The 14,043-nt window shown below is 64.5% G+C and carries 15 protein-coding genes and 1 tRNA gene; 8 read left to right on the top strand and 8 right to left on the bottom strand.

Annotated elements, in window-relative coordinates; translation table 11 throughout:
* Position 1: 1 nt before the first annotated feature.
* Positions 2–898, bottom strand: coding sequence for a prephenate dehydratase (locus EV664_RS05005; protein ID WP_133494568.1), 897 nt, complete (start codon positions 896–898; stop codon positions 2–4).
* A 113-nt stretch (positions 899–1,011) separates the two neighbouring features.
* Here EV664_RS05005 and EV664_RS05000 point away from each other — a divergent pair, with 113 nt between their 5' ends.
* Entirely contained in the window at positions 1,012–1,683 is a 672-nt protein-coding gene (locus EV664_RS05000) for a c-type cytochrome (RefSeq protein WP_133494567.1), read from the top strand.
* Positions 1,684–1,875: 192 nt separating this feature from the next.
* Here EV664_RS05000 and map read toward each other — a convergent pair whose 3' ends face one another.
* From map to EV664_RS04985, 3 genes are all read right to left on the bottom strand, one after another.
* Positions 1,876–2,655 (bottom strand): type I methionyl aminopeptidase, encoded by a 780-nt coding sequence (gene map, locus EV664_RS04995; RefSeq protein WP_133494566.1) that lies wholly within the window; start codon positions 2,653–2,655, stop codon positions 1,876–1,878.
* A 1-nt stretch (position 2,656) separates the two neighbouring features.
* A complete protein-coding gene (locus EV664_RS04990; RefSeq protein WP_133494565.1) occupies positions 2,657–2,863 on the bottom strand; it encodes a ParD-like family protein in 207 nt (68 codons plus the stop codon).
* A 75-nt stretch (positions 2,864–2,938) separates the two neighbouring features.
* A complete protein-coding gene (locus EV664_RS04985; RefSeq protein WP_133494564.1) occupies positions 2,939–3,541 on the bottom strand; it encodes a TetR/AcrR family transcriptional regulator in 603 nt (200 codons plus the stop codon).
* A 49-nt stretch (positions 3,542–3,590) separates the two neighbouring features.
* Between EV664_RS04985 and EV664_RS04980 the strand changes: the two genes are divergently transcribed.
* The gene (locus tag EV664_RS04980; RefSeq protein WP_133494563.1) at positions 3,591–4,436 is read left to right on the top strand and encodes an oxidoreductase; all 846 of its coding nucleotides are present in this window, start codon (positions 3,591–3,593) and stop codon (positions 4,434–4,436) included.
* Between the two features lie 48 nt (positions 4,437–4,484).
* Here the strand turns inward: EV664_RS04980 and EV664_RS04975 are convergent, their stop codons facing one another.
* Both EV664_RS04975 and EV664_RS04970 read right to left on the bottom strand, forming a co-directional pair.
* Positions 4,485–5,363, bottom strand: coding sequence for an LOG family protein (locus EV664_RS04975; protein WP_133494562.1), 879 nt, complete (start codon positions 5,361–5,363; stop codon positions 4,485–4,487).
* Between the two features lie 48 nt (positions 5,364–5,411).
* Positions 5,412–6,095: an extensin-like domain-containing protein gene (locus EV664_RS04970; RefSeq protein ID WP_133494561.1), complete on the bottom strand. Its 684-nt coding sequence runs from the start codon at positions 6,093–6,095 to the stop codon at positions 5,412–5,414.
* Positions 6,096–6,244: 149 nt separating this feature from the next.
* Between EV664_RS04970 and EV664_RS04965 the strand changes: the two genes are divergently transcribed.
* The 4 genes from EV664_RS04965 to EV664_RS04950 all read left to right on the top strand — a co-directional run bounded on the left by EV664_RS04965 (position 6,245) and on the right by EV664_RS04950 (position 11,666).
* The gene (locus tag EV664_RS04965) at positions 6,245–7,417 is read left to right on the top strand and encodes a phosphoserine transaminase (RefSeq protein ID WP_133494560.1); all 1,173 of its coding nucleotides are present in this window, start codon (positions 6,245–6,247) and stop codon (positions 7,415–7,417) included.
* Between the two features lie 101 nt (positions 7,418–7,518).
* Positions 7,519–9,096 carry a phosphoglycerate dehydrogenase gene (serA, locus tag EV664_RS04960; protein WP_133494559.1) on the top strand — a complete coding sequence of 526 codons (1,578 nt, stop codon included), beginning with the start codon at positions 7,519–7,521 and terminating at the stop codon, positions 9,094–9,096.
* Between the two features lie 32 nt (positions 9,097–9,128).
* Positions 9,129–10,235 (top strand): ATP phosphoribosyltransferase regulatory subunit, encoded by a 1,107-nt coding sequence (locus tag EV664_RS04955; protein WP_133494558.1) that lies wholly within the window; start codon positions 9,129–9,131, stop codon positions 10,233–10,235.
* Positions 10,236–10,322: 87 nt separating this feature from the next.
* On the top strand, positions 10,323–11,666 hold the full coding sequence (locus tag EV664_RS04950) for a methyl-accepting chemotaxis protein (RefSeq protein ID WP_133494557.1): 1,344 nt from the start codon (positions 10,323–10,325) through the stop codon (positions 11,664–11,666).
* A gap of 23 nt (positions 11,667–11,689) precedes the next feature.
* Here EV664_RS04950 and EV664_RS04945 read toward each other — a convergent pair whose 3' ends face one another.
* Positions 11,690–12,163: a DUF6456 domain-containing protein gene (locus EV664_RS04945; RefSeq protein WP_162848770.1), complete on the bottom strand. Its 474-nt coding sequence runs from the start codon at positions 12,161–12,163 to the stop codon at positions 11,690–11,692.
* A 99-nt stretch (positions 12,164–12,262) separates the two neighbouring features.
* Between EV664_RS04945 and EV664_RS04940 the strand changes: the two genes are divergently transcribed.
* Positions 12,263–12,826, top strand: a complete 564-nt coding sequence (locus tag EV664_RS04940; protein ID WP_133494556.1) for a helix-turn-helix domain-containing protein — start codon at positions 12,263–12,265, stop codon at positions 12,824–12,826.
* 35 nt (positions 12,827–12,861) lie between these two features.
* On the opposite strand, the gene EV664_RS04935 is transcribed toward EV664_RS04940, so the two are convergent.
* Positions 12,862–12,937: transfer RNA gene (locus EV664_RS04935), tRNA-Val, on the bottom strand.
* A gap of 138 nt (positions 12,938–13,075) precedes the next feature.
* Between EV664_RS04935 and EV664_RS04930 the strand changes: the two genes are divergently transcribed.
* Positions 13,076–13,873, top strand: coding sequence for a DUF72 domain-containing protein (locus EV664_RS04930; RefSeq protein WP_133494555.1), 798 nt, complete (start codon positions 13,076–13,078; stop codon positions 13,871–13,873).
* The last annotated feature ends 170 nt before the right edge of the window (positions 13,874–14,043 follow it).

The raw sequence follows: 14,043 nt of genomic DNA, 5'->3' as shown, positions 1-14,043 counted from the left end.
CCTAATCGCCGCCGCGCTTGCGCGCGCGCGGATAGGTGCCGAGCAGCCGCACCCATTTCGTTTGAAAGCGAAGTTCTTCCAGCGCGCGATCCAGCGCGGCATCGCCGGGGCCACCTTCGACATCGCAATAGAATTCGGACGCGGCGAAACTGCCCTCGCGCTGATAGCTTTCCAGCTTGGTGAGATTGATGCCGTTCGTCGCGAACCCGCCCAGCGCTTTGTAGAGCGCGGCGGGCACATTCTTCACCGCGAACATCAATGTCGTCATCATCGGCGTGTCTGCCGCTGCCGGAACGGCTTCGCGCGCGAGCACGACGAAGCGCGTGGTATTATGATCGGCATCGGCGATGCTCGCTTCGTGCAGGGTCAGGCCGTATAATTCCGCCGCCATCGGCGGGGCGAGCGCGGCGATTTCGGGATCGTCCATTTCGCGCACCCGTGCGGCCGCCCCGGCGGTGTCGGGATAGGCAAGCGCCGAAATCCCCTGCCCGGCGAGCCAGTGGCGGCATTGCCCCAAAGCCTGTTCATGGCTGATCGCCTGACGAATCCGCGCGCGTTCGCCGATGCTCATCATCGCGTGGCGGATCGGCAGGAAATATTCGCCGATAATCACCAGCCCCGATTCGGGCAGCAGAAAATGCATATCGGCGACGCGGCCATGCTGCGAATTTTCGATCGGGATGATCGCGCGATCGGCCCGGCCTTCGCGCACCGCGTCGATCGCATCGCCGAATCCGAAACAGGGAAGCGGCAGGCAGTCGGGAAAGGCGCCGAGTGCCGCAATGTGCGAATTCGCGCCGGGCGCGCCCTGATAGGCGACCGCTTTTTCGGGCGCTGCCAGCGCCGCTTCTGTCATGCGCGCGATCAGGGGCTGCGCGGGGCCGGGAAATTGTTGCATGGGACGCGCGAAGTAGATCGCCGTACGGCTCTAGGCAAGCATGGCTTGCGGTGGCAGGGTAGCGTCAATAGAAGACGCAATACCTGAGACGGCTCAAAGCATCGGCGGGGGCAATGGATAATCGAACGAATACAATTGCGGGGTGGGTGCTGGCAGCCTGTGTGGCGGCGCTGGGACTTTCGATCGTCGGCGGCATGATTTTTCTGGGGCATTCAGAGCCGGAGAAGTTCGGCTATCCGGTGGAAGGTGTCGAAACCGGCGGCGATTCGGGGCCGCAGGTCGCCCCGATCGCGACGCGGCTCGCCGCCGCTGACGCCGCTGCGGGTGAAAAGGTGTTCAACAAATGCACCGCCTGCCACACCGTGGCGCAAGGCGCGCCCAACGGCATCGGCCCCAATCTGTGGGGAACGGTGGGTGAGGAAATCGGCCACGGCAAGCGCGGCTTTGCCTTTTCCGATGCGCTCGCATCGCATGGCGGCAAATGGACCTTTGAAAATCTCGACGAATGGCTGATGTCACCGCGCAAATTCGCGCCGGGCACGAAGATGACCTTTGCCGGGCTGTCCGATCCGCAGGATCGCGCCGATGTGATCCTCTATCTCAATCAGCACGGCTCCAACCTGCCGCTCCCCGCCCCGCCGCCGCCGGGCGCGACCGGCGGCGACAATGCGGGCGCGGCGGCAGCGAATGAGGGCGCGGCGAACGAAACCGGCGCGCAGGAGAACGCGGTCGAACTCAACATGCCGCCCGCTAAGACGGGGCAGCAGCCCACGCCCGACCGGTAAGCGCCGGGCCGTGCCGGGGTCGTCGCTTATGCGGCGGGCCCTGGCGGGGCGGGGCGGGGCAGTGCGCAGAGCCATCCGTTTTACGCGGCGGCTCCGCCGGATAGGGCAGCGACGCCTTCCCCGTTCGTGTCGAGCGAAATCGAGACACGTAGCGCGATCCCGGGCGGTGCCCCTTCGCGCCCTCCGCCTTCCTCAGGCGGCGCGCGCCACCGGCGGGGTTTCGTCCTTGCGCAGGGTCAGCACCTCGACCCCGTCACGGGTCACCGCGACCGTATGTTCGAACTGCGCTGAGAGCTTCCCGTCCTTCGTCGCGACGGTCCAGCCGTCATCGCGGGTGACGACCCGTCGGCTGCCCTGATTGACCATCGGTTCGATCGTGAAGACCATGCCTTCGCGCAACTGCACGGCTTGCCCGCGATGGCCGAAATTCAACACCTGCGGCTCTTCGTGCATTTCGCGCCCGATGCCGTGGCCGCAATATTCGCGCACCACGGAACATCCGTTGCGCCGCGCATAGCGTTCGATGGCAAAGCCGATATCGCCCAGATGCGCACCCGGCCGGACTTCGCCGATGCCGCGCCACATCGCATTCTGCGCGATCTGGACGATCCGTCGGGCGGCAGGCGCGACGTCACCCACCAGATAGGTCTTGCTCGAATCGGCGATATAGCCGTTCTTTTCCAGCGTGATATCGAGATTGATGATGTCGCCGTCGCGAATCACGACATCATTGTCGGGCACGCCATGGCAGACCACATCGTTGATCGAACAATTGAGCACATAGGCAAAGCCATATTGCCCCTTGCTCGCGGGGCGCGAGGCAAGGTCATGCGTGATGAAGCGCTCGACCAGATCGTTGACCGCCATGGTCGACCGCCCGGCAAGGTCGACGCGATCGAGCATTTCGAACACGCTGGCGAGCAGCCGGCCCGATTGCCGCATCAGCGCGATTTCGTCCGGGGTCTTTACCATGTCAGGCCGCCGCGCGATCGGGCATGCGGACCTCAGCGCGGTCGAGCTCGCGCCGGACCAGATCGTTGAACGACAATTGCGGATTGGCCTCGGCGAGCATGCCGATCCTGATCCAGAATTCGGCCTGCGCATTGATCGAGCGGCACATCACCCCGCTCGCCTTGCGCACTTCCTCATGCAATTCGTCCCCGATCTTTACGATGCCCATCCGCGCGCTCCGAATATATGAATATATGAACCATATATGATTCGTATATCGGCGGGTCAACGGGCCGCAGCAGCCTCAACCCGACGGGGCCGGTCCGGTAAAGCCCGACAGCAGCATCCGCGCTGCCTCGCGCGCATGCGATGCCAGCGCGTCACCGGCCAGTTCGCCCGCGGTCCAGAAGGAGAGTACGCCGCGAAAGGCGAAAGCGAGCTGGCGCGGCAACGCATCCAGCGCTGCCTGCCGCCGCGCAGGGGCAAGGCCTTCGCCATCGCCGAGCGCGAGCGACCACAGCATCGTCGAATGGTGCAGCACATCGCCGCCCCCTGCGGTGCCGACCCAGCTCATCACCGCGCGGTTGATCGCCGGTTCCTCGATCATGACTGCCACGGCGATATCGATCGCCAGCAATATCCGGTCCTGCGCATTGCGCGGCGCGGGTGCGGCAGTGAACCGGCGGCTCATCGTGTCGATCCGGCGCTTCGAAAGCGCGTGCATGATCGCCGCCTTGCTGCCGAACTGATTGAACGGTGTCGCAAAACTGACCCCCGCCTCGGCGGCAAGCTGGCGCATCGAAAAATCCGCCTTGCCGTCGCGCAGGAGCGTTTCGGCGGCGTCGAGCACGCGATGGCGAAGCGGCTCACCGCGAAGCCCGCCCGATTCGGTGTTGCTGTTTGTCATAGCGCTATCTATATCATGATATAGTTATACATCATTTCCGAGGTAGACCATGACCAGCGCCAGCCCCAAAACTTTTCTCATCACCGGCGTCAGTTCGGGCCTCGGCCGCGCCTTTGCCGAAGCCGCGCTGGAGGCGGGGCACAGCGTCGTCGGCACCGTTCGCCGCGAAAGCGATGCCGATGCCTTTGCTGCTATGGCCGGGGGGCGGGCGCATCCGCTACTCCTCGATGTTACCGACTATGACGCGGTTCCGGACGCGGTTGCCGATGCGCAAAAGCGCGTCGGGCCGGTCGACGTGCTGGTGAACAATGCTGGCTATGGGCATGAGGGGATTATGGAGGAATCGTCGATGGACGATCTCCAGCGCCAGTTCGCCGCGAATGTCTTCGGCGCGGTCGCGATGACGAAGGCGGCCCTGCCGACGATGCGCGAGCGGCGGCGCGGGCATATCGTCAACGTCACGTCGATGGGCGGCTTCATCACCATGCCGGGGATCAGCTTCTATTGCGGCAGCAAATTCGCGCTGGAGGGGATCAGCGAGGCGCTGGGCAAGGAAGTGGCGTCGTTCGGCATCCGGGTGACGGCGCTCGCACCGGGCCAGTTCCGCACCGACTGGGCAGGCCGGTCGATGGACCGCACCGCGCGCAGCATCGCCGATTATGATTCGGTGATGGGCCCGATTCGCGCAGGGCGGCAGCAGAAAAGCGGGCAGCAGCCCGGCGATCCGGCGAAAGCGGCGCGCGCGCTGCTCACCCTCGTCGATTCGCCCGAGCCGCCGGTGCGGTTGTTTCTCGGCGACGATGCGCTCGGCCTGGTCGGGACAAAGCTCGATTCAATGCGCGCGGAACTGGCCGAGTGGGAGGCGCTGTCGCGATCGACGGGCTTTGCCGCCTGACCGGTGAAGGGCGATGGCGCGGCGAAACAAACCGCCGCGCCATGGCGATCAGTCGAGCTTGACCCCGTCGCGGTTGCGATAGAAATCGCGGATCAGCTCCCAGCCTTCTTCCGCCGTTTCGACGAAATGGAACAGGTTGAGGTCGCGCGGGGAGATCACGCCTTCCTCGCACAGCGCCTCGAAATTGATCACGCGGTTCCAGAATTCCTTGCCATAGAACAGCACCGGCATCGGATCGATCTTGCCCGTCTGGATCAGCGTCAGCAGCTCGAAACTCTCATCGAACGTCCCGAACCCGCCGGGGAAAACGGCAACCGCGCGCGCGTGCAGCAGGAAGTGCATCTTGCGCAGCGCGAAATAATGGAACTGCATCGACAGCGACGGCGTCACATAGGGATTGGGCGCCTGTTCGTGCGGCAGGACGATGTTCAGCCCGATCGATTCGGCGCCGACATCGGCGGCACCGCGATTGGCCGCTTCCATGATCGAAGGGCCGCCGCCTGAGCAGACGACGAAATGACGCTTGCCATCCTCGTCGCGCGGAAACTTCCCGGCGATCCGGCCGAGCTCGCGCGCGACTTCATAATATTTCGATTTCTCGATCAGCCGCTCGGCGATCCGCTTCGCCCGGTCATCCTCGGCAAGGTCGAGCAGCGCCTGCGCCTTTTCGGGCTCAGGGATTCGCGCCGACCCATACATGACCAGCGTCGAGCCGATATTCGCTTCGTCCATGATGAGCTGCGGTTTGAGCAGCTCCAGCTGGAAGCGCACCGGGCGCAGATCCTCGCGCAGCAGGAAATCCATGTCCTGAAAGGCAAGGCGATAGGCCGGATCTTCGGTCTGCGGCGTATGGCCATGGGTGCGGGCGGTTTCGGCCTCCTGCTGCGCGGGGCGGAAAACGCGGGACGGTACTTTGGGTTCGCTCATTGCCCCGGCCTTAGCGGATCGGGCGGGCGGCGCAACCCGGCGCTTTCCCTATCGGCAGAAGGTGCCGCCGCCCATATCCATGTGGAAATGGTTGTAATGTGCTGAATTATAATCGGGGCTGAGCACCGTGCGGAACCGCTTGCACGCCGAACGGTGAATGATTTCCATGAACCGGCGGATTTGCGGGTCGCTGGAATTCCAGTCCTTTTCGATCGTGATGTGCCGCCCGTCCGCCAGCGTGAATCCCGATATATCGACCGCATTGGCGCTCGCATGTTCGGACCGCTTCGTCGAATAGGCCGCATTGCCGCGAATATTGCGACAGGCATAGGTGCCGAAAGTTTCGACCCGCACGACATCGCTGCCCAATATCTGGATCGCTGCCGGGCGGACGCCATGGGTGATCCAGCCAGTGAATTTGTCGGCAAGGCCGCAGCGCATCGCCTTGATCCCTGTCACCGGCACGCCGATGTCGAGCAGCTGCACCGCGCCGTTAATCGAACATCCGCCCCCGAAATCGCGGTCGGGGAGCGATCGGAAACTATATCCGGCGCGCGTCAGATTGGCCTCGCACTGCCGGGTCTCGCGGCTCGTCGGGGCGCTGGGCGCAGGGCGCGCGCTTTGCCGCGCCGATTGCCGCGGCGTTGGCCGGTCTCCGCCTCCGCCGAAGATACAGGCGGCGAGCAGGCAGGGGAGCAGCAGGGCGGGCAACAGGCGAACAAGGACACGCATGGCCCTTTCATACCGCAGCCGATGCGAATTGCACCCTCGGCCCGCCTTGTTTCGGTGAAACGCAGCTTGACAGCGACTGGCGGCACGTTAGGGCCGTCGACGGGCCACGCTGTCCCAACGCAGCGCGTGCTCTCTGTAAGGAGAGATACATGACCGATTTGACTGCCGCCGACGCCACAACTGCGTCCGCAAAGCCCGCCACCAAAGCGGCGCGCCCCCATTTTTCCTCCGGACCCTGTGCCAAGCCGCCCGGCTGGTCGCCTGAAAAACTGGCGACGGAAGTGCTCGGCCGCTCGCATCGTTCGAAACTCGGAAAGGCGCGGTTGCAGTGCGCGATCGATCTGACCCGCGAAATTCTCGGCGTTCCCGATACGCACCGGATCGGCATCGTTCCGGCGAGCGACACCGGCGCCGTCGAAATGGCGATGTGGTCGATGCTGGGTCAGCGCCCCGTCACCACGCTTGCATGGGAAAGCTTTGGTGAGGGCTGGGTCACCGATGCGGTAAAGCAGCTAAAGATCGAACCGATCGTCAAAAAGGCCGGCTATGGCGAGATCGTCGATCTGGCCGAAGTCGATCAGAGCCATGATGTCATCTTTACGTGGAATGGCACGACCAGCGGCGTTCGCGTACCCAATGGCGACTGGATTCGCGACGATCGTGAGGGGCTGACCTTCGCCGATGCGACCAGCGCAGTGTTTGCGATGGAGCTTCCCTGGGACAAGCTCGATGTCACCACCTTCTCCTGGCAGAAGGTGATGGGCGGCGAGGGCGGCCATGGCGTCCTGATCCTCGGCCCCCGCGCGGTCGAACGGCTCGAAAGCTATACGCCCGCATGGCCGCTGCCGAAGATTTTCCGCATGACTAAAAGCGGGAAACTGATCGAAGGTATCTTCAAGGGCGAAACGATCAACACGCCCTCCATGCTGGCGGTCGAGGATTATATCTTCGCGCTCGAATGGGCGAAATCGGTCGGCGGGCTTAATGGCCTGATCGCGCGTTCGACGGCCAATGCCACCGCGCTCGGCCGGATCGTCGAGGAACGCGACTGGCTCGACCATCTCCCCGCCGATCCGGCGATCCGTTCGAACACCAGCGTCTGCCTGAAGCTCGTCACCGATGCCGATAGTGACGCACAGGCGGCAGCGATCAAGAAAATGGCCGCGCTGCTCGAAGCCGAAGATGCCGCGTACGACATTGCGGGCTATCGCGATGCGCCGCCGGGGCTGCGCATCTGGTGCGGCGCGACTGTCGACACTGCCGATATCGAAACGCTCGGCCCCTGGCTCGACTGGGCCTGGGAACAGGCAAAGCCCGCTTAAACGCCATTAATGCGTCGCCCCGGCGTCAGGCCGGGGCCGCCCCGTTTCGAATTCCCAATATATCGGCCCCGGCCTGCGCCGGGGCGACGAAGGAGGCAACTATGCCCAAAGTCCTTATTTCCGACAAAATGGACCCCAAAGCCGCCGAGATTTTCCGTTCGCGCGGGGTCGAGGTCGATGAAATCACCGGCAAGACGCCCGAAGAGCTGAAAGCGATCATCGGCAACTATGACGGCCTTGCCATTCGCAGCTCGACCAAGGTGACGCAGGAAATCCTCGATGCCGCGACCAATCTGAAGGTGGTTGGCCGCGCCGGGATCGGCGTCGACAATGTCGACATTCCCGCCGCATCTTCGCGCGGTGTCGTGGTGATGAACACGCCGTTCGGCAATTCGATCACCACCGCCGAACATGCCATCGCGCTGATGTTCGCGCTTGCCCGCCAGCTGCCGGAGGCGGATGCTTCGACGCAGCAGGGCAAGTGGGAAAAGAACCGGTTCATGGGGGTCGAACTGACCGCCAAGACGCTGGGCCTGATCGGTGCGGGCAATATCGGTTCAATCGTTGCCGAACGCGCGCTCGGCCTTCGCATGAAGGTCGTGGCCTATGATCCGTTCCTTACCGAAGAGCGCGCCATCGAAATGGGCGTCGAAAAGGTCGATCTCGATACGCTGCTCGCCCGCGCCGATTTCATCACGCTGCACACGCCGCTGACCGATCAGACGCGCAATATCCTGTCGAAGGAAAATCTCGCCAAGACGAAGAAGGGCGTTCGCATCATCAATTGCGCACGCGGCGGTCTGGTCGATGAGGCGGCGCTGAAGGAAGGGCTCGATTCGGGCCATATCGCCGGTGCGGCACTCGACGTGTTCGTCACCGAACCGGCGAAGGAAAGCCCGCTGTTCGGCACGCCCAACTTCATCTCGACCCCGCATCTCGGCGCATCGACGACCGAGGCGCAGGTCAATGTCGCGATTCAGGTCGCCGAACAGATGAGCGACTTCCTGCTGTCGGGCGGCGTCACCAACGCGCTCAACATGCCCAGCCTGTCGGCGGAAGAGGCACCGCGCCTCAAACCCTATATGGCGCTTGCCGAAAAACTGGGTTCGCTGGTAGGTCAGCTTGCGCATGGCGCATTGCAGGGCGTTTCGATCGAGGCGGAGGGCGATGCCGCCGCGCTCAATCAGAAGCCGATCACCGGTGCGGTGCTCGCCGGGCTGATGCGCGCGTATACCGACACGGTGAACATGGTGAACGCGCCGTTCCTCGCCAAGGAGCGCGGCCTTGACGTGCGTGAGGTGCGCCATGATCGCGAGGGCGATTATCACACGCTGCTGCGCGTCACCGTGCGGACAAGGGACGGCGAGCGCTCGGTCGCGGGCACGCTGTTCGGCGATAACAAGCCGCGTCTGGTCGAACTGTTCGGCATTCAGGTGGAGGCCGATCTCGCGGGCCATATGCTCTATGTCGTGAATGCGGATCAGCCCGGCTTTATCGGCCGCCTCGGCTCGCTGCTCGGCGAAAAGGGCGTCAATATCGGCACCTTCCATCTGGGACGTCGTGAAGCGGGCGGCGAAGCCATCCTGCTCCTTTCGGTCGATGGAGAGATGGACAAGGCGTTCCTTGATACCGTACGCGCGCTTCCCGGCGTGAAGACGGCGATGGCGCTGGAGTTCTGACGAAAGGCTGACATGCAAAAAGGGATCGACCGGTGAGCGGCGGATTGCTGCCCGAAGGTTTTCATGACCGGCTGCCGCCGATGGCGGGCGCTGCGTCGCGGCTGGAACGCGCGGTGCTCGATGTCGCGCACGGCCATGGCTATGAACAGGTCGATCCCCCGCTTGCCGAGTTCGAGGACAGTTTCGCCGCGCGGCTGAAATCGGGAAGCGCGCGCGACGCGGTGCGCTTCGTCGATCCGGTGTCGCAGCGAACGCTCGCCATCCGGCCCGATATGACCGCGCAGATCGGGCGGATCGCCGCCACGCGCATGGGCCATCATCCGCGGCCTGTCCGTCTGTCTTATGCCGGGCCGGTGCTCAAATTGCGCGCAACCGAGCTCAAGCCCGAACGCGCGCAGCGCCAGATCGGGGTCGAGCTGATCGGCCTCGATTCGGTCGCCGCCGCGCGCGAAGTGGTGACGCTCGCGGTCGAGGCGCTCCGCGCTGCCGGTGTCGAGGACGGGATCGCCATCGACTTCACATTGCCTGACCTGATCGACATCATGGCGGCGGACACGCTCACCGCCGCCGATTTCGCCGCGCTGCGCGACCGGCTGGATGCGAAGGACGCCGCCGGGGTTGCCGCTATCGATGCGTCCTATCTGCCGCTGATCGCGGCGGCGGGGCCGTTCGAACCGGCCATGGCGAAGCTGCGGGCAATATCGGGCGATGCGCTGGCAAGCCGCCTCGACGGGCTCGCGGCAATTGCGGAGGGGCTGGGCGGCGATGTCGCGGTCACGCTCGATCCGACCGAGCGGCATGGCTTCGAATATCAACGCTGGTTCGGGTTTTCGCTGTTCCTGTCGGGCGGGCGCGGCCCGATCGGGCGGGGCGGCGCCTATACGATTCTGCGTGGCGACTGCAGCGAAGAGCCTGCGGTCGGATTCTCGCTCTATGCCGATGCCATATTGGCGCTTGGCGTCGGGCAGGACGAACGCCGCCGCCTGTTCCTGCCGATCGGCACCGATCCGGCCCGTGCCGCCGAACTGCGCGCGGCGGGGTGGGTCACGGTGCAGGCGCTTGACGGCGACGACACGCCGGAGGCGCAATTATGCACGCATGCGCTACGCAGCGGCGAACCGGCAGCGGTGAACCGCTGAACCGCGCCGCGAAAAAAGATCGCCGTTTCGCTGAACTGTCATTTTCGGCTAAGAACCTGTTTACCCTGTTCTGACAGGACACCGCCCATGCAAGCGCTGCTGACCCTGCTGGAACCCCGCGCCGATCCGGCCACGACCGCGGAGCCTTCGGCGCCGCCCGACTGGATCACCCGCGCGGAATGCTCCCATCCGTTCGTGATGGAAGACACGCCCCTGATCGAGGCCGCCGAACATTTCCGGGTTGAGAGCGATTTGCGCATCCTGCCGGTGCTCGACAGCCAGCGGCGCCCGGTCGGGGCCATTTACGACTCGGACGTTCGCCGTATGCTGCTCAGCCCGTTCGGTCATGCACTGATGCGTAACCCCGCTTACGGTTCGGCACCGGGCAGCCTCGTCAAACCCTGCCCGGCGGCGGAGGCGACGCTTCCGCTTTCCGGCCTGATCGATCTCTATCGCCGCGCGCGGGGAAGCGACGGCATGATCCTGACGCTGAACGGCGAATTTTGGGCGGTCGTCGCGAACCGGCGCCTGTTGTATCTCACCGCCGAACAGGAACTGACACGGGTGCGCGCCCGTGCCGAGCGTGGCCAGCGCGTCGAAACGGCGAGTTGCGGCTTTGAGCGACACGTGGAGATACTCGCGGAAGAGCTTGTCCGGTTGTCGGCGCAAATGCACGACAATGCGAGCGCAACGGCGCAGCGTGCCGGGCTGCTGGGCGAAAGCGCATCGTCGGTCGCAGCCGCCGGGGCGCAGAGCCGCGCCAATCTCGCCGAGATCGAGGCCGATGGTCAGCATCTTGCCCGCGCGCTTTCGGATATCGCAACCAACACGCGTGAAGCGCGCGAGGCGGCCGAGGCCGCGACGGCGCTTGTCGCCCGCGTGACCGAACGCGCCGAAGATCTCACCCGATCGGCCCAGTCGATCGACACCGTGATTGCGATGATCGGCGATATCGCACGTCAGGTGAACCTGCTGTCGCTCAACGCCACGATCGAAGCGGCACGGGCGGGCGATGCGGGGCTGGGCTTTCGCGTCGTCGCCAACGAGATCAAGCAATTGTCGAATCAGACGAGCCGGGCGGCCTCGACCATCGTCACCCATGTCGATTCGATTCGCGGATCGGTTGCGGCGGTATCCTCCGCCAATGCTGATGTCGAAGCAGCGTTCGAACGGATCAGCCGATATAGCGAGAAAATCGAACGGTCGGTGGTGGCGGAAGAACATGTCACGCGGCGGATTGCCCAAAATGTCGGCGAGGCAGTGGATTCGGCCGATGCGACGCAGAACGATGTCGAGGCGCTGGCCGCAGCTACGCGCGAGGCTTCGGACGCCGCCGCCGATATTCAGGCGATCGCCGCGCAGCTGAACGACGGTGCCGGCCGACTTTCGCGTCAGGCGCGCGACTTTCTGCAAACGATCCGTCGGATCTGATCGCTCGTGGCGCTGCGCCATCGTCAGCGAATGCCGTAAAAATCGGCGATCCGGTCCAGCGCCAGCGTCAGCACCAGCTTCCCCGCACGCACCGGCCATCCCAAGGCCTTTTCGGCGTTCGGCAGCGTTTCATTGGCGCAGATCACCCGCCAGACAATATCCGACAGGCCCGGCCCGGCTGCCGCAATCGCCCCGTCGAAGCGGTCCTTCGCGGCGATCCGGACATGCGAGGGGTCGACATGGTCGGGCGCCGCGCCGCGTGCGGGCGCACGCGGCCCGCTGTCCCAGCGCATAGTGACGCAGGGCCCAAGCGAGGCTGTCTCATAATCGGCGCGCACTCGCTCGCCCGCTTCATATTGCGCATCGCTGATCATCCCGCGCGCCTTCAGCCAGCCGAGCGGCGATTCGTTCAAATTCACTGTAACGCTGCGTCCCCGTCCGCTCGGCGGTCCGGCGATTCGGCCGTCGCGAAATTCGCGTTCTTCCAGTTGCCGCATGGCGAATATCCTCCTGGCTCACCCGATTCGAATCAGGGCTTGCCATAAAGCGCTATGTGTAGGACAGTGAAAAACCGATCTGGTTCAAAAGGGGCGAAAATGATAACCGCAATCCGCGATGTGCGAAAGGCAAAGGGTCTGACGCTGGAAGATGTCGCCAAACGCTGCGTGCCTCCCACCACCGCGCAGACCGTCGGGCGGCTGGAAACGGGAACGCGAACCGTTTCGGTGAAATGGCTCAACCGGATCGCCGATGCGCTGGGGGTCGAGGCGGCCGATCTGGTAAGGCTGCCCGATCAGGCCGAACTGGCGGTCGCGGCGGTGCTCGACAATGGCGAGGCCCATGCGCCCCGCCGCCCCGCCATGGTGGTCGCGCCGCGCGTCGAACCCGAAATGGTCGCGGTGACCGTTACCGGATCGAGCGGCGATTATCGCGCGGGTGATGAGCTATGGTGCCGCCGCCTGTTGCCGCAGGACTTTGCAACCGCGCTTAACCGGGACGTTCTCGTGCCGCGCGCGGTCGGCCGCTTTGCCTTTGGCCGACTGATCGGGCTGGAGGCGGATCGGCTGCAATTGCTACCCACTGGTGCCGGGCAGCGGCAGATCGTCGTGACCGACCCGGCATGGATCGCGATGACGGTTCGGCTGGTCCGATCGCTATAGGGGCCGGGATGCTGCGGGGAGGGGCACCGAACGCATGGTGGGCGGTGACGGGCTCGAACCGCCGACCCTCTCGGTGTAAACGAGATGCTCTACCAACTGAGCTAACCGCCCCGATGCGTGGGACCGGCCCGATAGCGCGCTTTGCCCCGCTTGGGAAGCACCAATGTGCAGATTCGCGTCTTGCCGCGTAGCGCAGCGTGATTTCATCGCGCCATGCCAATTGTAGCGCGAACCGGCTACACTCGCCCGATGAGCAAGCGAATCATCCGCGTCGGGATCGGCGGCTGGACATATCCGCCCTGGCGCGGCGGTAATTTTTACCCCGCCGATCTGGTCCAGAAGCGCGAGCTGGAATATGCCAGCCGCGCGGTCACTGCGATTGAGATCAACGCGACCTATCACCGCTTGCAAAAACCGGCGAGCTTCGCTGCATGGGCAAAGACGGTTCCGGACGATTTCGTCTTCGCGGTGAAGGCATCACGCTATGTCACCAATCGCAAGGTGCTCGCCGAAGCAGGCGAATCGATCCAGACGTTTCTGGGACAGGGCCTCACCGAGCTCGGCGACAAGCTCGGCCCGATCCTCTGGCAGTTCATGGCGACGAAACAGTTCGATGCTGCCGATTTCGGCGCATTCCTGAAACTGCTCCCCGATCGCCATGACGGGCTGGCGCTGCGCCATGCGGTGCAGGTGCGCAACGACAGCTTCCACACCCCGGATTTCGTCGCGATGTGCCGCGATGCGGGCGTCGCGATCGTCTATGCCGATTCCGCCGACTATCCGGCGATCGCCGATGTGACGGGCGATTTCGTCTATGCCCGGCTGGAAAATGCGCAAGCGCGGTTCGCGGCGGGCTATGCCCCGTCCGCGCTAGACGACTGGGCTGCGCGCGCAAAAAGCTGGGCGGAGGGGCATCAGCCGCAGGGCCTCCCGACTTTCGGTACGGGCGATCACGGCGTTCGGCCGCGCGACACCTTCGTTTTCATGATCAACGGGTTCAAGGAAAAGGCACCGGCGGCGGCGCAGGCGCTGCTCGAACGGCTTTAGCGGCCCAAGCTGCGTTGATGTGGATATGTCCGCGTAGTGCGATCCTCGCCACCAGTCGTCACCCCAGCGAAAGCTGGGGTCTCCGGGGGCTTGGGGAGCACGGAGCAGTGTACCAGCAGCAGATGCCAGCTTACGCTGGCATGACGGCTGGGGGGCATCCGTGCAGCTTG

This window comes from Stakelama pacifica (genome assembly GCF_004361835.1).
Classification (GTDB): domain Bacteria; phylum Pseudomonadota; class Alphaproteobacteria; order Sphingomonadales; family Sphingomonadaceae; genus Sphingomonas; species Sphingomonas pacifica.
This window is presented reverse-complemented; position numbering and strand designations above follow the sequence as displayed.